18 protein-coding genes, 1 tRNA gene and 1 pseudogene are annotated in these 19467 nt (G+C 54.3%); 6 read left to right on the top strand and 14 right to left on the bottom strand.

Features of this window, described 5'->3' with window-relative positions; translation table 11 throughout:
• Window position 1: 1 nt before the first annotated feature.
• Window positions 2–1336 (bottom strand): tryptophan--tRNA ligase, encoded by a 1335-nt coding sequence (locus MCON_RS09080; RefSeq protein ID WP_013719692.1) that lies wholly within the window; start codon window positions 1334–1336, stop codon window positions 2–4.
• 70 nt (window positions 1337–1406) lie between these two features.
• Window positions 1407–1800: pseudogene (locus MCON_RS17230) on the bottom strand (zinc ribbon domain-containing protein); the annotation flags it as partial.
• Window positions 1801–2199: 399 nt separating this feature from the next.
• Between MCON_RS17230 and MCON_RS09075 the strand changes: the two are divergent.
• Window positions 2200–2592, top strand: a complete 393-nt coding sequence (locus MCON_RS09075; RefSeq protein ID WP_013719691.1) for a hypothetical protein — start codon at window positions 2200–2202, stop codon at window positions 2590–2592.
• 324 nt (window positions 2593–2916) lie between these two features.
• Here MCON_RS09075 and MCON_RS16925 read toward each other — a convergent pair whose 3' ends face one another.
• Together MCON_RS16925 and MCON_RS09070 are read right to left on the bottom strand one after the other, a co-directional pair.
• The gene (locus MCON_RS16925; protein ID WP_269798791.1) at window positions 2917–3039 is read right to left on the bottom strand and encodes a hypothetical protein; all 123 of its coding nucleotides are present in this window, start codon (window positions 3037–3039) and stop codon (window positions 2917–2919) included.
• Between the two features lie 57 nt (window positions 3040–3096).
• Window positions 3097–3981 carry a hypothetical protein gene (locus MCON_RS09070; protein ID WP_013719690.1) on the bottom strand — a complete coding sequence of 295 codons (885 nt, stop codon included), beginning with the start codon at window positions 3979–3981 and terminating at the stop codon, window positions 3097–3099.
• A gap of 138 nt (window positions 3982–4119) precedes the next feature.
• On the opposite strand from MCON_RS09070, the gene MCON_RS09065 reads away from it, so the two are divergent.
• The 3 genes from MCON_RS09065 (at window position 4120) to MCON_RS09055 (ending at window position 8034) form a co-directional block, all read left to right on the top strand.
• On the top strand, window positions 4120–6114 hold the full coding sequence (locus tag MCON_RS09065; RefSeq protein WP_013719689.1) for a MutS-related protein: 1995 nt from the start codon (window positions 4120–4122) through the stop codon (window positions 6112–6114).
• Between the two features lie 32 nt (window positions 6115–6146).
• Window positions 6147–6362 carry a hypothetical protein gene (locus MCON_RS09060; RefSeq protein WP_013719688.1) on the top strand — a complete coding sequence of 72 codons (216 nt, stop codon included), beginning with the start codon at window positions 6147–6149 and terminating at the stop codon, window positions 6360–6362.
• 388 nt (window positions 6363–6750) lie between these two features.
• The gene (locus tag MCON_RS09055) at window positions 6751–8034 is read left to right on the top strand and encodes a DEAD/DEAH box helicase (RefSeq protein WP_013719687.1); all 1284 of its coding nucleotides are present in this window, start codon (window positions 6751–6753) and stop codon (window positions 8032–8034) included.
• Window positions 8035–8150: 116 nt separating this feature from the next.
• On the opposite strand, the gene hisS is transcribed toward MCON_RS09055, so the two are convergent.
• The 10 genes from hisS to MCON_RS09005 form a co-directional block, all read right to left on the bottom strand.
• Entirely contained in the window at window positions 8151–9512 is a 1362-nt protein-coding gene (gene hisS / locus MCON_RS09050; RefSeq protein WP_013719686.1) for a histidine--tRNA ligase, read from the bottom strand.
• A gap of 66 nt (window positions 9513–9578) precedes the next feature.
• A complete protein-coding gene (locus MCON_RS09045) occupies window positions 9579–10310 on the bottom strand; it encodes a hypothetical protein (protein ID WP_013719685.1) in 732 nt (243 codons plus the stop codon).
• A 29-nt stretch (window positions 10311–10339) separates the two neighbouring features.
• Entirely contained in the window at window positions 10340–10762 is a 423-nt protein-coding gene (locus MCON_RS09040) for a hypothetical protein (RefSeq protein WP_048132240.1), read from the bottom strand.
• A 355-nt stretch (window positions 10763–11117) separates the two neighbouring features.
• Window positions 11118–11729, bottom strand: coding sequence for a TIGR00296 family protein (locus MCON_RS09035; protein ID WP_013719684.1), 612 nt, complete (start codon window positions 11727–11729; stop codon window positions 11118–11120).
• A gap of 57 nt (window positions 11730–11786) precedes the next feature.
• Complete coding sequence (locus MCON_RS09030; protein ID WP_013719683.1) at window positions 11787–12449, bottom strand: flavodoxin family protein; 663 nt, start codon at window positions 12447–12449, stop codon at window positions 11787–11789.
• Between the two features lie 27 nt (window positions 12450–12476).
• Entirely contained in the window at window positions 12477–13940 is a 1464-nt protein-coding gene (proS, locus tag MCON_RS09025) for a proline--tRNA ligase (protein WP_013719682.1), read from the bottom strand.
• The gene (locus MCON_RS09020) at window positions 13937–14521 is read right to left on the bottom strand and encodes a stage II sporulation protein M (RefSeq protein WP_013719681.1); all 585 of its coding nucleotides are present in this window, start codon (window positions 14519–14521) and stop codon (window positions 13937–13939) included. Before MCON_RS09020 ends, proS begins: the two co-directional genes overlap by 4 nt.
• Before the next feature lie 35 nt (window positions 14522–14556).
• On the bottom strand, window positions 14557–15447 hold the full coding sequence (locus MCON_RS09015; RefSeq protein ID WP_013719680.1) for a sodium bile acid symporter family: 891 nt from the start codon (window positions 15445–15447) through the stop codon (window positions 14557–14559).
• A 77-nt stretch (window positions 15448–15524) separates the two neighbouring features.
• Window positions 15525–16190: a LysE family transporter gene (locus MCON_RS09010; RefSeq protein WP_013719679.1), complete on the bottom strand. Its 666-nt coding sequence runs from the start codon at window positions 16188–16190 to the stop codon at window positions 15525–15527.
• A 163-nt stretch (window positions 16191–16353) separates the two neighbouring features.
• Window positions 16354–16426: transfer RNA gene (locus tag MCON_RS09005), tRNA-Ala, on the bottom strand.
• A gap of 508 nt (window positions 16427–16934) precedes the next feature.
• Between MCON_RS09005 and nrdD the strand changes: the two genes are divergently transcribed.
• Window positions 16935–19160 (top strand): anaerobic ribonucleoside-triphosphate reductase, encoded by a 2226-nt coding sequence (gene nrdD / locus MCON_RS09000; protein ID WP_157863965.1) that lies wholly within the window; start codon window positions 16935–16937, stop codon window positions 19158–19160.
• Between the two features lie 71 nt (window positions 19161–19231).
• Window positions 19232–19408 carry a 4Fe-4S binding protein gene (locus MCON_RS08995; protein WP_013719677.1) on the top strand — a complete coding sequence of 59 codons (177 nt, stop codon included), beginning with the start codon at window positions 19232–19234 and terminating at the stop codon, window positions 19406–19408.
• Window positions 19409–19467 lie beyond the last annotated feature (59 nt).

Here is a 19467-nt window from a genome sequence, read left to right as displayed (position 1 = left end):
CCTAAAGCCTAATTCCAAACTCCGGCAGCCTCTCTCGCGCCTCTTCGCGGGCCTGCTGGTGCTCGTCAAGGAACCTCTTTATCCTCTCGGCCACATCCTTCTTGCAATTGCCGCACATCCTCCTGCCGCTGCGGCATTCAGCGTCAAGCTCTAAAAGCTCCTTGTCATCCTCAGATAGATGGAATAGAAGGAACTCATATATGGTGCACTTATCCGGCTCTCCTCCCAGCTTCTTCTGCTCTGCCAGGCTCTGCCTGCCGCCAGTGATGGCCCGCATGATCTTTCCTGCCGCCTCTTTGGGATCCTCAGTCAGAGCGATGTAGCTCTCCGGCTTGGAGGAGGACATCTTCCCCCCAGTAAGGCCGGTCATGAAGCGGTGGTAGATGGAGGCAGGGGGTATGAAGCCATACTCTCCGTGCTCCGTCTCCAGCCTTATGATTAACTCCTCTATCTCCTGCTGGGCCTCATCGATCCTCTGGCCCTCTCTCAGCTGGAGGTCTGTAATGTCGATATGCTCCTCATACCTCTTGACCTGTCCCAGCCCCGTCCCCCGCAGAGCCGATTCAGCCGCTTGCATCAACTCCTGGCTAGCGGCCTTGCCCCGGACGCTGATGTAGTCTCCTCTCCTTTCGACCAGAAACCTCCTCATTCGGTAGGCTAGGTCGCGGGTGAGCTTGATATGGGGATCCTGATCTGCACCCACCGGTATCACCACCGGCTTTGGCCCGCCGTACTCCTCGAGCTGTGGGTGGAGGATATCGGCGCTCTGGGCCATCACGCTCTCCATATGAGAGATGCAGGTCTCTCCGCTGAATCCATAGATGGCGCTGACCTCGGAGAAGTTGGCCTCTATCCCCAGCTCAAAGGCCAGGTTTCGCACATCGTAGTTCTTGGACTGAAAATAGATGTGGCTGTTCTCTTTGGGCTGAAATCCCAGGGCGATGAGGCTGAGGATGTACTCCTCGATGCCAAACTGTCTGCACCTCTCCCAGCTTATCCCCCGTACCGCATGGGCTTCCATATCGGCCACTGCAGCGAAGGCATCACCGCCCTGCTGCTGGTGCCAGATGATCTCATTCATCACCATCATGTGGCCGAAGTGAGCCCTGCCGGTAGGCATAAAGCCGCTCATGACGGCGAAAGGCCGGCCGCTTTTCATGGCCGCCAGCACAGCATCGTAGTTTCTGTGGCCGAATATTATCTTGCGCCTCATGTAGCGATGAGGATCTACCAGCTCGGGAAGGATATCATCGAAGCTCGATATCCCAAACTCCTCGAAGAGCTTGGTGTAATCTTCCACATGAACTGCACCCCAGGGATCAAGCCTCGTTTCCATGGCCGAAAGAGGAGGGAGCGCCTATATATCTATCTTCTCATCATCCCTCCGTGTTCCTCTGCACCGGCGATCAAAGGACGAAGTGCTGGAGATGAAATCTGGTGCGACCCCAGCACAGTTTATTCGATTTGACCCTTGCCGCAATATTCCGCGCTGCGATTGTGTCAGCCGGACCAGAGAAGCCGCAGCAGACACACGAAAATTCGTCCCTTGTAGGACGGTTGGATCGAGATATAAGATGACAGATAGGGCATTCCTGGGAAGTATAAGCAGGATCAATGCAGATCACGGGCACACCAGCTATGGCAGCCTTGTAGTCGATATACTGTGTCTATGGCCTTCGCAACCAGCTTCTTAGAGATGCAATGATTAACGTCTCTATGGAACCTAGCTTCTTTACCGGAAAGCTTCTTCAGATGACGTTTTGCGCTATCTGTTCCACAGCTCTGAAGATCGGCTTTGAGGGTTTACATCATTGCATAGATAATAACGATCCATATACATATAGAACTTTCGGCATTCCTCCCCACCCTGAAGGATGGGGCCTCCTGCCGAATTGAGGTGAAATCAAAATTAAAACTGTATTATTATAAATAGTAATATCTCAATAATATTTATCTACTTGCATCAGTATAACAACAATTTAAGCGCTAAAATAAATCGCCTTCCTTGACTGTTGCATTGCGATTACCATAGAGTTGCATCTATGATTTGATGGATATAATATACGACTATGGCAAAACAATGGCAGCCGAGGTTTATATCTATAGTATAATCTTATGTCAAAGAAGAATATCTCGCCTCGAAATAAACTATTTATATCATAAGGTATTTGTTATATACAAAAATAGAATGAGGTCATTATGAGACAATTCTCAGTAAAAGTTTTGGATGATGCCGACAGGGAGTTCGTAGAGGTTCTCCGAGAGCTTGGCATTCCCAGAAATGTGGCCAGTATGATCACCTACCTGGCCAATGTGGAGGAGGCCACATCAAGGGAGATCGAGATCGGATCCAACCTCCGCCAGCCCGAGGTGAGCATTGCCATGCGCACGTTGCGCAATAATAACTGGGTGGAGGAGAGGGAGATCAAAAAGGATGGCAAAGGAAGGCCGATGAAGGTCTACCGGCTGACCATATCCCTGGGCGATATCATAAAGCATTTCGAGGATGAGAAGCGAAAAGAGTCCGTCAAGACCCTGGAGAGCATCGAAAAGCTCAAAGAGTTGAGCCGAAGCTTGAGCGTCACTCCTTAATGGCCAAATGCCATTTGCAGCCAGATAAGTCGCCAGTGTATCTGGCTGTAACTCTGAATTCGTTTATAAACTGTATTGGAGCTGCAAAAACTATTTTCTGCGAGATTCGGCCATCCAAAAGAGCTCTGTCCCAGATAGGCCGTTTAAAAGGGATGAGATGGCAATTTAGACATCCCACCTCTCTGGCATTCAACAATCTTATTCGAGGACCGTTCAGACCTGCAAACCGGAGATCACAGAAGACAAAAATCTTCCTCCCGGAGGATGATCAAGGGTTAAATGAAGCCATTTGGTCTCTTCGGCCCAAAGCTCCGCCGCAGAAGCCTATTTCTCTACTTCTCCTCTGCCTATTAAATCATCCAGGTTCTCTTCCATGAGCTTCTTGCTTTTGATCTCTTCTTTTTTGCCGCCCTTTCTCTCCGCATTTCGCTTCTTAAAGTCAGCCAAGAATCTCACCACTTCTACAGAGGAATGGTATGGATAATTAAGCTTTCCATCATTCTTTTAAAGTGCCTGGCGACTTCCCTTGTAGACCCACTGGTCGTATATCCCCCTGGAGTCCTGGTTGTCGATTACCTCACCCCTCCAGCCCGCCTTCCCCATCTCCTTCGCGATGAGATCCGCTTCCTTTTGGGAGTAGACGGTAAATAATAGCCTCTTTTCGGCGAGCGAGGCTGCAGCAAGAAGTATCTCCCTCCACAGGGGCCAGTTGGAGTCATCGATCAGACCCACCATGAAGCCGAGCACGGTTTGAAACGGCCTGCCGGAAAAATAGCGTGGCAGGAGCCTGGCATCCAGCACGAAGGACCTCTGTGGGTTCATCAGCCCATTCTTTAAGGCTATGCAGAGCTCACAGCGATCGGAGTCCATGGCCATGGGATCTAGATCCAGACGAATGAGGGCCTGAGTGGCCAGTCCGTTGCCGCAGCAGATCTCTAAAATAGGCTCATCAGAGCAGGAGAAGTTGGGCTTCAATAGATCGACCAGCCTCGTTATTCTATCCTCAGCATAATGCAGCTCGTCTGCAGTGCCGCAGCTCTCGCATAGCAGCTCGTCTTTCATGAAGATGGCATAATACTCGACGAGGGCACGGAGAAAGGCGCTCTCATCGACCATGATTCTCTTTGTCGCCTCCGATCCGAACCGATCAGCAGCATTCATCAGGATCCTCTCCCTGCAATACCGGTCTGTTAAAAGCAGCCAGAAATCCTCCGGACTGGCCAGGTGAAGTGCAATGCCGATGTCCTCCAGAAGGATAGAGCGATCCCAATCCACTCCTTCCTCCATTATCTGTCGGGTTACAGGCAGGTCGAGCAGGTCCTGCAGGGACTCTTCCGCCAAAAATATGCTCTCCTCCTCGCCCAGATCAAGTAATTCATTAAGCAGCACGAGATTTGATCTTCTGCCTCTGGAATATTAATCTTCTCCGTGCAGGCCTGTCTGGCCCGATCGTTCGGATCCTGACAGCCTTCTGCCTGGCGGAACAGATATATTATATTCCTGTTAAAATGGCAGCGCTTGAAACTGGTGGATCTTCCAGGAGTTGGCCCCCGCTTAAGAGAGCGCCTCAAAGAGCATTATGGGGATGAAGAGAAGGCTCTGCAGGCGGTGCGAGACGGGGACCTGCTGGGCCTATGCAGTACCCTTAGTGAACGCCAGGCTCTGCAGCTGGTCCAGTATGCCCGCGCCCTGAAGTTCCGGGTCTCTCCAGACGAGTTCTTGGCCACCGATGAGGCCGTCAGGATCTATTCCCTGCTGATCTCCAGGCTGGCTGGTTTTGCCCATACCGAGTACGCCCGACTGAAGATCGGCACCCTCTTTCCCTCCTCCTCCCAGGAGCTGATAGAGGAGAACCGCTTGGCTGCCTCCCGCTCTTTAGAGGTGGCCCGGAGGATGGAAGGCCTGGGCATAGAGGAGCAGCTTCGTTCCATCCGCCCTTTGCGGGAGAGGTCAGCTTCAAGGGTCAGGGAGAGGGCGGTGGCTGCCAGCAACGCTGAGGACTTCCAGAGGCTGAAATCCCGCGGCCTGGACAGATTTATCGATCTTCATCTGGCGGAAAGTCCGCAGGAGCTCTTGGCCCTCGCCCGGAGCTATAGCGTTGTCAGCCTGGTGGGCGGGGGTATGGTAGACGTGGAAGAGGTGGAAAGGGCTGAATCTTTAGAAGACTGGTACCTGGTTCCTGAGGCGGTTTTAGGCTTTTACAGAGAGAATATGGAAACCCTGGCTGCCGCGGTGGAGGCGGCATCGAAGCTTCAGGCGGCGGGAGTAGAGGACTTTCGGGGCTGGGAGGATTTCTTCGACCGGATCAGCAGGCTTGGCGATAAGAGCGACATTGAGGCGGAGCGGTTGAGCAGGCTGGCCGCCCGGCTGGAGGGTTGCGTGGACCAGGCAGCATCCACAGCTAATGAGGAGCTGAAGAGAAGGATCGAGAACAGCTCGCTCACCCTGGATGGGACGGACCTCTTGCAGGTGATGAGCCGGGGAGATGGCATCCGGGAGCTCTTCGAGATCCGGATGAAAGGGATCTATCAGGAGGTCTTGAAAGAGGCCAAGGAGCGCGCCAGAGAGGAGCTGGATCTGAAAGGAGCGGAGGAGGTCTGGCTGGATGAGATATTCTCCTCCGCCGTCAGCTATCCTCTGGAGCTGGACCGAGGAGCATTGCGATCCTTTGAGCAGGAGCTGCGCAGCCGACAAGAGGAGAGGGGCCTGAAGGCAAAAAGAGAGCTGGCCCGTGGTCTGGCCGACGAGAGAAATCGGGCGGAAACGCTGGTCCATATTCTGATGGAGTTCGATTATTCCTATGCACTGGGCTCATTCACCCTGAAGGAGGGTTTGAGCTTTCCGGAGATTGCATCAGAGACCGGCCTGTGTTTTCAGGGAGCAAGAAACCTCTCATTGGAGCAGCCGGAAAAGGTGAGCTACTGCCTTGGTGGAGGGCCGGGCGAGCCTCCAGAGATGGTGGCCCTTCTCAGCGGAGTTAACTCCGGAGGCAAGACCACTCTTTTGGACCTCATCTCTCAGATAGTCATCCTGGCGCAGATGGGTCTGCCCGTGCCCGCCGATAGCTGCAGGATGGGCCTATTCGAGCAGCTTTACTACTTCAGCAAGAGCCGGGGTACCCTCTCCGCCGGAGCCTTTGAGACGGCGATGAGAAAGTTCGCTGTGGTGGAGAACGAGAAGAGAAAGCTGGTCTTGGCCGATGAGCTGGAGTCCATAACCGAGCCCGGAGCCTCGGCGCGCATCATCGCTTGCATGCTCGACGAGCTGAACCGAAGGGGCTCAGCCGCGGTCTTCGTCAGCCACCTGGCTGAGGATGTGCGTCGCTTCTCAGAGACCCCGGTTCGGGTGGACGGAATCGAGGCGGAGGGGCTGGATGAGAACAACTGTCTTGTGGTCTGCCGCAGCCCGCGGTACAACTACCTGGCGAAGAGCACTCCCGAGCTGATACTGGACCGGCTGGTTCGTACCACCAAAGGGCAGGAGAAGGAGTTTTATTCCCGACTCCTGGGGAAGTTCAGGTGATCTTTTTATATTCATGAGTTGACCTGTTATATATGGAAGTCTGGCATATAGTAGCATTCTGTATCCTCTTGTTCCCCCTATTCCTCGCCGCCAACTACATCCTGGTAAAGAAGATGGCCGCAGAGAGGAGGTTGCGCGATGAGCGGCTGGAAAGGGCAGCCTCAGATAGCGTGAGAGAGAGCTATTCCGGCAAGGGACTGCCCCACCAGAGCTGGCCCAAGTATAAGGCGGCGAGGAAGAAGAGATGAACTATGGATCGGCATATTGACCGATAGATGGGACCGACAGATATTTAGTCTGGTGAGGAGATGCTCAACCGCTCCATTTGCATTGATTCGATAAATTGTTGAGATGTTTTTGAGGCTGATATCGGTTCAGCGAATCGATAGGAAATCAAATAAATAATGGAAATGATTTGAAACCGCAGAGGCAGCTTCTTCTCTGGCCCTAAAACGGGCTGTCGGATCAGGCTTCCTTAAAGAGACGGATGGCTCTGGAACGATTTTGATTATGAAATCAATCGCTTCGGGAGACATCCATCGTCGTTTAATGCCTCTGCTTCCGGCAGGCATGCATATCTTGCGAGCTATTGCCGTGGACTTCATCTTGTTTTCAGATTCAAAGAAGAGGCATTAAATGTCATTTGGAAATCTGAATATAATAGATCCGCTCTTGCGAGCGATTGCTCTAGAAGGATATACCACCCCCACGCCGATACAGATGCTGGCCATACCCCCATTACTCGAGGGAAAAGATCTGCTGGGGATCGCTCAGACGGGAACGGGAAAGACGGCGGCATTTGTGCTGCCCATACTGCAGAGAATGTCAGCCGAGCGGCGAGCCAGCCGGCCGGGCTCACCGCGGGTGCTGGTGCTTGCTCCTACCAGAGAGCTTGCTGCCCAGATCGGCCAGAGCTTTGCCACCTATGGCAAGTTTCTCCGCTTCAGACAACTGGTCATATTCGGCGGCGTCCGCCAGGGGCCGCAGGTCAATATGCTCTCCCGAGGAGTCGATATACTAGTCGCCACTCCTGGCAGGCTCTTGGACCTGATGAACCAGGGCTACATAGAGCTGAAAGGGGTTGAGTTCTTCGTCCTGGATGAGATCGACAGGATGCTTGACATGGGCTTCATAAGAGACGTGAAGAGGATAGTCTCGGCTCTGCCGGAGAAGCACAGCTCCCTTTTCTTCTCTGCCACTCTGACCCGGGAGACGGGCGAGCTTGCCCAGAGCCTTCTTAATGATCCGGTGCATGTGCAGGCCTCTCCCTCGGCGTGCACTCTGGACTCCATCGATCAGCAGGTATTCTTTGTCGATCAGAACTCCAAGAACTCCCTTCTGCTCGATCTCCTCTTAAAAGAAGATATGAAGAGGGTCCTGGTCTTCGCCCGCACCAAGCACCGGGCGGATAAGGTGGCGCAGATGCTGTCCAAAAACAGGATTCAGTCGGATGCCATTCATGGCAACAAGTCGCAAAACCAGCGCACTAAGACTATGGAAAGGTTCCGATCAGGCAGGATAAGGGTGCTGGTGGCGACCGACATCGCCGCCCGGGGCATAGATATCGATGATATCACCCATGTGGTGAACTATGACCTGCCAAATGAGCCAGAGAGCTACGTCCACCGCATCGGGCGCACCGGCAGGGCGGGAGCTAGCGGCAATGCATTCTCTTTCTGCTCTGCAGAAGAGCGCAGCTTCTTGAAGGATATCGAGAGGCTTACCCGGGAGAAGATAGAGGAAAGAGAGCATAAGTATCATTCTCCCCGGGCAAAGGCGGCAACTGGCGCGGATGCAAAGCCCTTATCCCCTGCCAGGTCAAGGGTCACCCGGGTTCAGCAGAGGCCGGTCGGCGGTAAGGTCCCGGGCAAGCAGGCCACTTCTCATCGCATATCACATCCGGCCAAGGTCGCCTGCTGAATCAGGAGAGGTGGGCTGGCACTCCGAGCAAGGACCGGCCACCTTTTTATATTTTATAAAATTTTGGTGGAAGCATTCATCAGAAATACTAGTCGGCTCTTCCCCCGAAACCAGATTCAAACAGATGAATAGATCCGGCTGAGCCGTTCTACTATCTCCTCTAAGGTCAAATTCTCCTGCTCTCCCCCTGACATGTCTCTCAGGATCAGCCTGCCGGAATCCAGCTCCTCTCTGCCCACGATCACCGCATGCCTCGCACCCGCTCCTGATGCGGCCTTGAGCTGCGCCCCCATGCTTCTGCCCATTACGTCCAGAACCGTAGGGACTGACCTTCGCAGAGATACTGCGATCCTGGCAGCATCAACCTTGACGTCGGGGGTGTATACAAGGAAGACCGGCGGCTTTCTCTCCTCCATTATATGGGCGATCTCCATTATGCGGTCGAATCCCAGGCCGAAGCCGGTTGATGAGGTCTCTTTCCCTCCAAATAGGCTGGAGAGCTCATATGTTCCTCCGCCGCATATCTGGCGCTGTGCTCCCAGACCCTCAGCATAGATCTCAAAGACCGTGCCTGAGTAGTAATCCAGGCCCCGCACAATCTCAAAGTCGATTTGGAAGTCCACCCCGTAGGCTCCGAGAAGATCCACCGTCTCTTGGAACTCCTCCAGGTGGAGTTGGGAGCTGACCGCCCTTCCATTGCGAGCGGACCCGCGGCCCTCTGACTGCATCTTGGGCTCAGAACAGGCTTTCGGACCCCCGATCCCGGTGGAGGCCTCTTGAGTCTCAGTGAGCAACAGATCGCCGGCGATCTCCAGGGCCTTATCCAAAGACGCTTTGCCCTTCAGATCGATCAGCTCCAGCAGTCCCAGATCTCCTTGATCTAGATCCTCCAGCAGCTCCTTTAAAGCAGACCGCTCCTTTTTGTCGATCATTCTCATCGCAGCCGCTCTTTTATCCCCCTCGATTCTCTCTAAAATAGCCCGTATGAGACCCAGATAGCCGAGGTGAATATCTCCCCTGATTCCCGCGCTCCTGATCAACTGATCTGCCAGAGCGATGGCCTCTGCCTCGGAATCCGGCCTGGCACCTCCTATCAGCTCCGCACCCAGCTGCCAGAACTCCCTGAAGCGCCCTTTCTGTGGGCGCTCGTAGCGGAAGCAATTGCCAAAGTAGTAGAGCCTCAAAGGCTTGGGCGAGTTTTGCAGCTCGGAGACGAACATGCGCATCACTGGAGCGGTCAATTCCGGACGGAGGGCAAGATCTCGACCTCCTTTGTCCTGGAAGCTGTAGATCTCATCTATTACTGAGGCACCGGATTTCTCTGTGAATAGCTCAAGATGCTCAAATGTGGGTGTGGCTACCTCCTGGTAGCCCCAGCGACAAAGCACTTCTTGCATCGCTTTTCGGGCCTGGCTCCGCTTCCGCATCTCTTCGGGAAGGAAGTCCCGCGTGCCTCTCGGCCTCTTGATGATGGTCATATCGAGAGAGGAGTAGACGCAAAATGCCCTTATAGTTTGTGATTCAAAAAGAAGAAATCATGGGAATTATCTCAGCTTCTCTTCCACCTCAGATGGACAGGCGATGATCTGCACTGGCCTTATCACGATGTTGGAGGTGGCGGTGGCACTTCCCCCTTTTACCGAATTTATAGCACTCACTGATATCCCGCTGACGTCTATGATCATATTATTGCCCAAGAGCGCCGCCGAACCGCTCCTGGTCACATTGTTCGAGTTGAGGTCGTTTTTCTTATCCCTGTTCAATGCTTTATCCACAGCACGCTCAATGCTATCTGCCGCAACATGACCATCGTGCCAATTTAGCGATCCATCATTGGTCTCCTGGCCGGTGACGCTGATCTCCAGGGAATTGGAAAGGTCCTCCGACCCAGCATCACAGTCTTGGCTGCCGTCGTAGATAATCTCTCGCTCCCGGTCGGTATTGATTGCCGTCAGGTCTGAAACCACCCTCTTCGAGTCGGTTTCATTCAGCGCTATATCTTCTCTTGAAGGCAATGGCCAGAGAAAAAGTGCTTTCGACCGAAGCGCCGATGTACCTCGCACTGACCAGGGGAGAGTGATCGTCTCTCCATTTACCTTGAACTTCCCTATTGCGCTTCCATATGGTTTATCCAGAGTGCCTGAGAGGGTCTTTTTCATCTCTTTCTGCAGGTCGGGGAGGCCCGCCTCTGATCCCAGTGCATTGAGCATGAGGCATGAGAAGATAAAAATGGCCCCCACCAGCAAGAGGCCAGTGGGCTTCAGCATTTTTTTCATTTTCGTCCTTCAGGTCTGATGATCCCGATCTATTGCTGGTTGGTGACGATCTTCACATTGTTGGTGGCAATAGCGGCTCCAAAGGCCAGTGCCTCCCTATTTCCCACCCGGATCTGCTCCATGTTGACCTTCAAGCAGCATTCCTGGCAGGATTCGGGACCGCAGCATTCGCACTCACCTGAATCCTGATTCTTCTCGATCATCAGGTTATTGGTGGCTGTGGCCAGAGGAGGTCTCCGCCAGATGCCGCCAAAGGCCAAAGCCCTGTCATTTCCGACGGTCAGGCGATCGAAGTTTGTATCTGCGAACTCAGGGAACTGGAACGCAGATGCCTCTGACTGAAATATGCCTCCGCCCCTCCCCAGAACGTCCACCGCTCCACAGGGCTTCATTCCCTGTGCCAGAATAGGCACCGATAGCATCACTACGGCCAATACCACAAGTACTCCCATTTGCCTAATAATTTCACCTCATCATCATTTTAGGATATAATCCATTAGTCACTCGATGATATTTATACGTTCTGGTGGTTTTTTTCATGAAAAGCTAGATTTATAGAGATATTCTTATCGAGAAAATTTTACCATAGGTATGCACCAGCGATAATAATGAGGCCATTTTGCAGATATATTAAATTTTGAAGCAAGTGCAGGCAGAGAGGTAACGTCGCTAGGATCAAATCATAGTGACAGGCTATATTGCGGTCAAAACCATAAAATTAGAATAAAATGGGCATGATAGTTATCATCAGTCCGAACCCTACCCTCATTGCAGCGGCAAGTGATGCGCAGTCATTTCTCTTAATTGTTATGTACCGCAGGGACTCTCAGTGAAGCTCTTCTCAAATACCTCCCTCTCCGGCGCCACCTCGGCGAAGATCTGCGCCTCGAAGTGCTCTATCAGAGTGTCCTCATCCAGCCAGGCATCCGCCGGCAGGCCCGCTTTGACGCAGGTCTGGCCTAAAAACTCCAGGGAATCAAAACCCCATTCAATCGCCACCTGGGGCAGCAGCAGACCGGTGAACGGCCCTTTGGAGACTATGAGGCCGTCCCTTCCCACCTGAATCCTCTCAGGCAGGTCCTTCTTGGGCCCGGTGCAGGCCTGGGGCTCAGTGAGGATGGTGACCTCCAGCTCAATCCTCTTCAGCTCGCCCGACCGCAGGCCAGGGAAACGCGGATCGCGAAAGCCGGCATTGATCGCTGAATCCACAATGGCCCGACCAAGGGGCAAGACCGGCCGAGGATAGCCTATGCATCCCCGCAGGTCCCCATCCTCATGCAAAGTTACAAAGACGCCACGCTTCTGGGAAAAGACTGGCTGCATCCCTTCTGGGTCCAGGGCCTCCTTCGTTTCCATATAATGTGCCAGGGCGCGCCTGGCCAGGCGGACGGCTGCACTTCCCTCATCCACTGTCAGCATGATTATTAATAGGCCTGGAAGATATTAAAGAGTTGTGCGGGTTGGAGCTCGCCCGCTCTAGCGCCAGTTGATGCTGTTCCAGTGCTCGTACTCGTGCTCCCAGTTATCCTTGTTCATGCGCACCAGCTCTTTGAAGTGAGAGCGGATGCCTTCCTGCACCTTCCTCTGCTCAGCGTAGTCGCATTTGGTGCGAATATCCTTGACCAAGGCCCGGCCCAGATCGCGGGCCTTCCTCTCCCCCTCCTCCAGGGCACGAGGGCCTTTGCTCATCTCAGCTCCTGCACTGCCGGTAACAAAAGCGCCGAAGTTGACCATCAAGCTGTCCAGATAGCCAGTGACCTGGTCGTAGTTGCTGCCGCCGGTGGCCAGGCTGCAGCAGTACTTGCCGGTCAGGAGCTGGCAGTGAACGGCATCAGCCATCCGGTCGATGAGAGTCTTCAGCTGGGCGGTCACAGTATGAAAGTAGTTGGGCGAGCCCAATATCAGACCGTCCGCCATAAGGATCTTCTCATACAGCCCCTGAAAGTCGTCTTTATGCACGCACTTGCCGGTTTTAAAGCAGGTCTGACAGGCATTGCAGTACTTGATATCAAGCTGGCACAGGTCGACCAGCTCAGTCTCTGCCCCGTTCTCTCCTGCACCCTCTAAAGCAGCCTGAACCAGCCGCAGAGTGGTGCTCCGCGAGCCTTTTGGGCTCGAGCAAATTCCCAGTATCCTCATCCTCTCTCATCCTCCCAGGCAATCGGATTAGTATTGTCTGGCCATGTATGTGCGCTTGTCGGTCAATTTGCCGCAGACGGCGCAGGCTGCTGGTGAGAAGCTCTTGTACTGAGGCTCGCCAAGCATGTTCGCCTCAACCAGGTCCTCAAGCTGGTGGCCGCACTCCTCCTTCTCGCACCAGGGGACTAGAGCCACCCCTGCCTCAGTCTGGGCTCGGGCTTCATCTATGCTTGCCACCTCCCGGATGCGGGAATTGGCAAATGCCTCTGCCCTCTGATAAAGCGCTGCCTGAAGCCTCTCCGCCTCCCTGACCAGGGCTTGGGCCAGCCCTTCCCTGGGCAGGGTGAGCTTCTCAGCATCCCGGCGCACCACCGTCACCACTCCCTTCTCAATATCCCTGGGGCCGACCTCCAGGCGGATGGGAACCCCTTTCATCTCCCACTTATAGAACTTGGCACCGGGCCGCTCGTCGCTGGTGTCCAGCTCCACCCGGATGCCTGCCTGCTGCAGGATCCTCAACAGATCCCTGCAGACCTCCAGCACCTTCTCCTTGTCGCCGAGGAGGATGGGCACAATGACCACCTGGACGGGAGCCACCTCCCAGGGCAATGCCAGCCCCTTATCGTCCCCGTGCACGGATATGAGGGCGGCAATACAGCGCTCAGAGATGCCGTAGCAGGTCTGATTGACCAGCTTCTGCTCGCCATCCTCTGCCTCATAGGTTATCTCATAGGTCTTGGCAAAGGTGGAGCCCAGATGATGGGCGGTCCCCACCTGCAGCGTCTTGCCATCGGGCATGATCACATCGATGGCTGTGGTATAATCCGCACCAGGGAACTTGTCCCAGCTGGGCCGGCGGCTCACCAGGAAGGGTATGGCCAGGCGGCGATAGAACTCCGAGTACCTTTTGATCGCCACCTCCACCTGCTCTGCCGCCTCCTCCCAGGTAGCATGTACGGTATGCGCCTCTTTGAAGGAGGTGATCTCCCGCAGGCGTATCAGAGGGCGGGTATGCTTGGTCTCATAGCGGAAGGTATTCACTATCTGGTAGATGCGCAGAGGCATATCGGCATGCGACCTTATCCAGAGCTTGAACATGGGGTATATGGCCGTCTCGCTGGTAGGACGGAGGGCGAGCTTGACCTCCAGGGGAGTGGTACCGCCGCAGGTCACCCAGTAGACCTCCTCCTCGAAGCCTTTGATATGCTGGGCCTCCTTCATGAACTCGTTCTCCGGTATCATCAGGGGAAAGAGGGTCTCCTGATGATCAGGATCCAGAAGCTGCCGGATGATGCCGTAGACGTTCTTCTTGATGGCGAAGCCGAAGGGGAACCAGACGCACATCCCCTTTACAGGGTAGCGGTTATCGATGATCTCCCCTGTCATCAGCAGCTCATGGTACCACTGGCTGAAGTCCTCTTTGGGGGAAAGCTTGGCGCTCTGCCCGCCGGATTCCCCTTTGCCTTTGTTCTTAGTATCTGGATATGTCATGCGACCCTCGATATGATAAAGGGGGTGATAAAAGTTTCAATGGCCGCGGCCAAAAGGAGCAGGGGCATTATCCAGCGGAGGAGGAAATGAATTGCTACACGCATCTCTCCGGAGAGGTCTGAGCTCTCTTTTAATAGGGATAGGGCTAGCATATGGCCCAGCCGCAAGCCAATGGCGATGCTCAAGAGGACGACTGGAAGCTCGATGATTCCATGAGGCAGAATGCCTGCCGCCAGATAGAGCCATCCTTTCTGTTCGACCGCGCTATAGCCGACTATTCCCAGAAGAAAGCCATTGGTGGTGGCGACTATCATGGGAACGATCCCCAGCCCTAATCCTAAGAGCATAGCCGTGGCAGAAGCGAGGAGATTTTTGAGGAATATGATTATCATTATCATGAGTGGCGGCTGCTCCAGTATCCATGCCAGCATCTCCAGCTCCTCTGTCCAGCTGGCGGCGAACTCTGGATCAAGCTGAGCAGTATAATAGCCCATGACGGCGGTGAGAGCGAAGAGGAATACTGAGATAGCGACATAGATGTAGATCGACCTCAGATAGGCGGCATCATCCTTGATGGACAAGATATCTCCCAATCAGATCACCCTTTTTACCTTATTTAAGGATACCGTGATCTCGCGAAGGAGAGAAGTATGAAAAAAGCGGTCTCCGCGAGGACGCAGAATGCCGCCGGGAGCCCTGCTGCCGGACCGACAAGGAGCAGGGATACCGCTGCTGCAAGTCCCAGGTTCTTGAAGGAGCCCAGAAGGGTAAGGGATATGGCCTGGCTGCTCTTCAAGCCAGCGGATCTGGCCAGGATAAACACTGCCAATCCCACAGCGAAGGTGCGGGCTATGGATATCCAGGCCACGCTCCACCCATCCGTCCAGAGGGCTCCCTGGTTCAGGCCGATCACAGTATATGTGACCAGGAAGAAACCCAGGTTTATGGGAAGGACGGGGTTGATCGGAAGCAGTCGCACCAGCCTGGAGGCAAGAGCAGGGATGAGGATCAATACAATGGAGATCTGGAGCAGATAGATGGGGCTTATTCCCGTCTGGTGAACGAAGAGGTAGATGATCAGGGGCATCAGCAGGAGCGAGGCCAGGTAGGAGAGTATCTCTCCGGCAAAAGAGAGGCTCATGTCCCCTTTCAGGATGCGGGTCATGGGCAGTACGGCCACTGCCGGCGGGACCGCGGCCATGATGACAAAGCCATGCCTGAGCGATTCGTCGGGCAGACTGTAGCTCAGAAGCAGAATCAATCCGCTCAAAAGGCCGTAGTTTATGATGATGCCGAGAAATCCTCTTTTCAGAGAGGCCGAGGATTTGATATCTCTTCCCAGATCGACCTCGGTCAGGGAGAAGGCCATCATAACCATGAGCGCCGGGGTGACCAGAGCCTCTGTCGCCCCTGCGGGACCCGGCAGCACCAGGCCTAAGAGGACTGAGAGGATGAGGACTGATGTGGAGTTCTGAATGAGATCGACAATCCGCTTTCCCGTGCTCATCTATCCTTCCTGAAGATCAAAGGATCCGTTCCGCCCAATCATCCGTCGCCTCCGGGGCCTCGGGCTGGAGAGCACCCTCAGCCAACCACTCCTATTCCGCTTCCCAGGTAGTAAATGCCGAATAGGATCAGGAAGATGCCGCATAGCCCCAGTATTCTTCTGTAATTCTCTGGGGAGAGGAGACCCCTTCCCCGCTCCAGGCTGCTGGAGACGAGAAGATACCAGCCGAAGTCGGCGCTCCAGTGTCCGATCATGAATATTGCCGCCACGATCAGACCGGCCTCAAGACCTGATACGATAAGGACGCTGCCTATGGAGAGCCACCAGATCCAGAAATAGGGGTTGGCTGCGCTGGTGAGAAATCCTGCTAGATATGGATTGGTGTAAGATCCGTCACCGGAGGAGGCCATGGTGGCGCTCTTGCTATCCCGCATGGTCAGAATGCCAAAAGCGATCAGAGCCAGGCCGCCCATGAGGGCGATGGAGCGAGAGTACTGCTGCATAGTCACCGCCAGACCTTTCACAATTAAAAGAAATATCACGATCTCGATTAGCGCATGGCCAGCAGCAACCTTGGGGCCGGCCAGCCAGCCGTCCTTGAGTGAGGAGTTGACTGTAGCCAGGAGGGTAGGTCCTGGGGCGATGGCCCCGGTCAGGCCGACGGTCAGGCCTATGGAGAAGGTCATGGCTATGGTGGCTATTGATCCTGACAGCGCCTCTGCAGCCTGAATGATATCTAACATCTTCGCCTCAGAACTCTTGGGAATAAGACTGTTGCTCTGCAGGTAAAAGAGGTTTGCTGCCGGCAGCCTTTGTCTGATCGTGGGTGTTAATGTACTATAGCAGTTAAAACGATGACTTTTGAGTGGAAGCAGATGAATGCAGACAAAAGGTACAACAGGCTAATGGACAGGTCGGGATTTGAACCCGAGGCCTCTACCATGCCAAGGTAGCGATCTTCCAGCTGATCTACCTGCCCTTCGAGCCACAAGGTGAGCAGTACTCCATTTAAACATGTCGGTAGAAAGAGGGCAGGCGGCCAGATGAGGATCGGGCCGCTGAGCCATCAGAACTGCTGAGCATCTCATCAATCTCCTCCCCAGCGGGGTTGCAGGAGAAAAAATTAGATTATGCGGCCAATTGTTGCCTAAAGATTCCCTTTTACATCTCTTAAGGAGCAAGGTCATCATCTTGCGCTGGCCGTCGCGATGGCGAAGGAGATCTTCAGCTCACTTTCGTCCTGCAGGGATATGGTTGATAATAAAGCATACTGATAGTCTTAAGCGTTTACTTTATAACTGAGTTGATACATACTTGCTAAAAAATTTTGCGACTGTTTGGAGCGCAAAAGGAATAAACTGGAGTGGAAATACTGGTCTAATAGATCGATCGTCGAGAGGAGGCATAATGTTGCTTTATTGTAGAGGGGATGGGCGTTGAGCAGCAGAATCGTTCAACAGACCCTGGAAGGGCTGGCTGTTTCGTCTATGCCCAGAGTCAGGACCACGGACGGCCATCTGCTGGACTGGGATAGAGAAGCCATAGCCAAGCAGCTTCTAAAAGAGACCAAACTATCTGAACAATTCTATAAAGAGCCAGGCATAACCGAAGAAGAGGCGGAGGACATCGCCAAGGAGGTAGAGCGCCGGGTTAGGTGGATGAACGTCCGCTACCTGAGCGGCCCTCTGGTCAGAGAGATCATGAATGTGATCCTCCTGGAGAGGCATCATACCGAGTGGCGAAATATCTGCACCAGGGTGGGGACGCCCGTCTTCGATGCCCATCTCATCGACATTGGCACAGGCTTCGAATCCAAGGAGAACGCCAACCTGCAGGAGAACGCTGAGACCAGCCACAAGAAGAAGGCGGATAAAATAAGCAAAGAGCAGTACCTTTTGCTTCTGCCCCCATACCTTGCCGACCGCCACCTGGCAGGAGACCTGCATATCCATGACCTGGAGTACTTCGGAACCAGGCCGTTCTGCCAGGACTGGGATCTGCGCTACTTCCTCTACTACGGCCTGATGCCCGACGGCCTGGGCACCAAGGCCAGCGTTGCCGGCCCGGCCAAAAAGCCTGAGGTGGCCATACTGCATGCGGTCAAGGCCCTGGGCAGCGCCCAGACCAACTTTGCGGGAGGGCAGGGCTTCTACAACTTCCTCACCTTCATCGCTCCATACTTCGAGAACCGCAATTATGAAGAGATCGTGCAGCTGATGCAGATGTTCGTCTACGAGATGACCCAGATGATGGTCGCTCGCGGCGGCCAGCTGGTCTTCTCCTCGGTGCAGCTCACCCCGGGCGTCCCCAAGCTCTGGCGGGACAAGCCTGCGGTCTATGCGGGAAGGGTCTGGGACGGCTCTACTCCCGACGCGCCTCTCAAGACCTACGGCAAGTTCGAGCGCGAGGTGCGCCTGGCCTTCAAGGCCCTGATGGAGGTCATGCTCCAGGGCGACTACTGGGGCAAGCCCTTCAACTTTCCCAAGCCCGAGATCAGCATTGAGCCCGATTTCATGAAGGAGGACGAAGAGTTCAATGCCGCTCATCCCGATCTTCCCACCTATCAGGAGCTCTACCTCCAGACATTCAAGCTGGCGGCGGAGTATGGCACACCATACTTTGACAACCAGCTTCCTGCCTACCGGGGTGCAGGGGAGGGAATATCATGCTATCAATGCTGCGCATATCAGTTTGCAGCCACATTCAGTAGCGACGATCAGTTCGACGACAAGCTCCGCTTCCGGGACGGTAAGCACTTCTCCATGGGCTCCTGGCAGGTTGTCTCCCTCAACTGCCCTCGTGCCGCTTACCTCGCTCGGGGGGATGACGATCTCCTCTTCGAGTATCTGCGAGAATTGATGGACACATCGGTTGAGATATTCAAGGTGAAGCGGCAGTGGATGAACCAGATCATCAACAACCATCGCATGCCATTTGCTACCCAGCAGCCCAGGGATCCCATCACCGGCGAGATGGGCTCCGTCGCCGTCGGCCTGGATGCCCTGGTTTATACCATAGGCGTTGTGGGCGTCAATGAGATGGTGCAGTTCCATACCGGAAAGCAGATGCATGAATCAAAAGAGGCCTGGAAGCTGGCGGTTCGGGCCATGACCGAGATGGAGATCTATGCCCGGAAGCTCTCAGAGCAGCATGGCATGACCATTGCCCTCGCGCGCACTCCAGCCGAGACCACGGCCCAGCGTTTTGCTGTATCCGATCTCATCCACGAGGAGTTCAGAGAATGTGCCGAGAGGGTGGTGAAGGGCGACCTGGATGCGTTGAGGAGGAATCTGCATAAGACGCGCGACTTGCCCGTCTACTACACCAATGGAACCCACCTGCCACCCAGCGCGGACGTCACAATCTTCGAGCGGGCAAAGCTCGAGCATGTATTCTTCCCCATAGTTGATGGCGGCAACATCTTCCACGTCTTCTTAGGCGAGGCCACCCCTGATCCCCAGGGCTTGATGGACTTCGGCCTGCGCCTGGCAAGAGAGACCCAGATCGGCTACTTCACCTTCACCAAGGACATGACCGTCTGCCTGGGCTGCTCCCAGGTCTCGGGCGGATTGGAGGATAAGTGCCCCAACTGCGGATCGGAGAATGTGGACCACATCAGCCGGATCACCGGCTACCTGCAGGCGGTGAGCGGATGGAACAGCGCCAAGAGGCAGGAGCTCAAAGACAGGAAGAAATACAATGAACTGGCCTAGATCTGCGAAAGGTATATATCGGATATACATGCAGGTGGATTTGCCTTTGAGGCAAATTGGAGGACTCAATAATGCCCGCAGTTGTTAATAGAGACGAATGTGTAAGCTGTGGAACCTGCGTCGAGGAGTGCCCGGAGGAGGCCATCAGCCTGGACGACGAGGAAATAGCAGTCGTAAATAAGGAAAAGTGCACTGAGTGCAAGACATGTGTTGAGGCTTGCCCCTCTGAAGCAATCAGCATGGAGTGAGTGCAACTCCATCTCATTTTTTTTAAGCGTATCATTTCCCGAGTGCAGTTCTTCATTCT

It is taken from the genome of Methanothrix soehngenii GP6, assembly GCF_000204415.1.
Classification (GTDB): Archaea; Halobacteriota; Methanosarcinia; order Methanotrichales; family Methanotrichaceae; genus Methanothrix; species Methanothrix soehngenii.
The sequence above is the reverse complement of the archived record's forward strand: the minus strand, read 5'-3'. Positions and strand labels throughout refer to the sequence as shown.

What these genes read in the sequence shown, in the direction of transcription:
- MCON_RS09080 (WP_013719692.1), bottom strand. Translation starts at nt 1,336, where the DNA reads ATGGAAACGAGGCTTGATCCCTGGGGTGCAGTTCATGTGGAAGATTAC.
- MCON_RS09075 (WP_013719691.1), top strand. Translation starts at nt 2,200, where the DNA reads ATGAGACAATTCTCAGTAAAAGTTTTGGATGATGCCGACAGGGAGTTC.
- MCON_RS09060 (WP_013719688.1), top strand. Translation starts at nt 6,147, where the DNA reads ATGGAAGTCTGGCATATAGTAGCATTCTGTATCCTCTTGTTCCCCCTA.
- MCON_RS09055 (WP_013719687.1), top strand. Translation starts at nt 6,751, where the DNA reads ATGTCATTTGGAAATCTGAATATAATAGATCCGCTCTTGCGAGCGATT.
- hisS (WP_013719686.1), bottom strand. Translation starts at nt 9,512, where the DNA reads ATGACCATCATCAAGAGGCCGAGAGGCACGCGGGACTTCCTTCCCGAA.
- MCON_RS09045 (WP_013719685.1), bottom strand. Translation starts at nt 10,310, where the DNA reads ATGAAAAAAATGCTGAAGCCCACTGGCCTCTTGCTGGTGGGGGCCATT.
- MCON_RS09040 (WP_048132240.1), bottom strand. Translation starts at nt 10,762, where the DNA reads ATGGGAGTACTTGTGGTATTGGCCGTAGTGATGCTATCGGTGCCTATT.
- MCON_RS09035 (WP_013719684.1), bottom strand. Translation starts at nt 11,729, where the DNA reads ATGCTGACAGTGGATGAGGGAAGTGCAGCCGTCCGCCTGGCCAGGCGC.
- MCON_RS09030 (WP_013719683.1), bottom strand. Translation starts at nt 12,449, where the DNA reads ATGAGGATACTGGGAATTTGCTCGAGCCCAAAAGGCTCGCGGAGCACC.
- proS (WP_013719682.1), bottom strand. Translation starts at nt 13,940, where the DNA reads ATGACATATCCAGATACTAAGAACAAAGGCAAAGGGGAATCCGGCGGG.
- MCON_RS09015 (WP_013719680.1), bottom strand. Translation starts at nt 15,447, where the DNA reads ATGAGCACGGGAAAGCGGATTGTCGATCTCATTCAGAACTCCACATCA.
- MCON_RS09010 (WP_013719679.1), bottom strand. Translation starts at nt 16,190, where the DNA reads ATGTTAGATATCATTCAGGCTGCAGAGGCGCTGTCAGGATCAATAGCC.
- nrdD (WP_157863965.1), top strand. Translation starts at nt 16,935, where the DNA reads ATGCCCAGAGTCAGGACCACGGACGGCCATCTGCTGGACTGGGATAGA.
- MCON_RS08995 (WP_013719677.1), top strand. Translation starts at nt 19,232, where the DNA reads ATGCCCGCAGTTGTTAATAGAGACGAATGTGTAAGCTGTGGAACCTGC.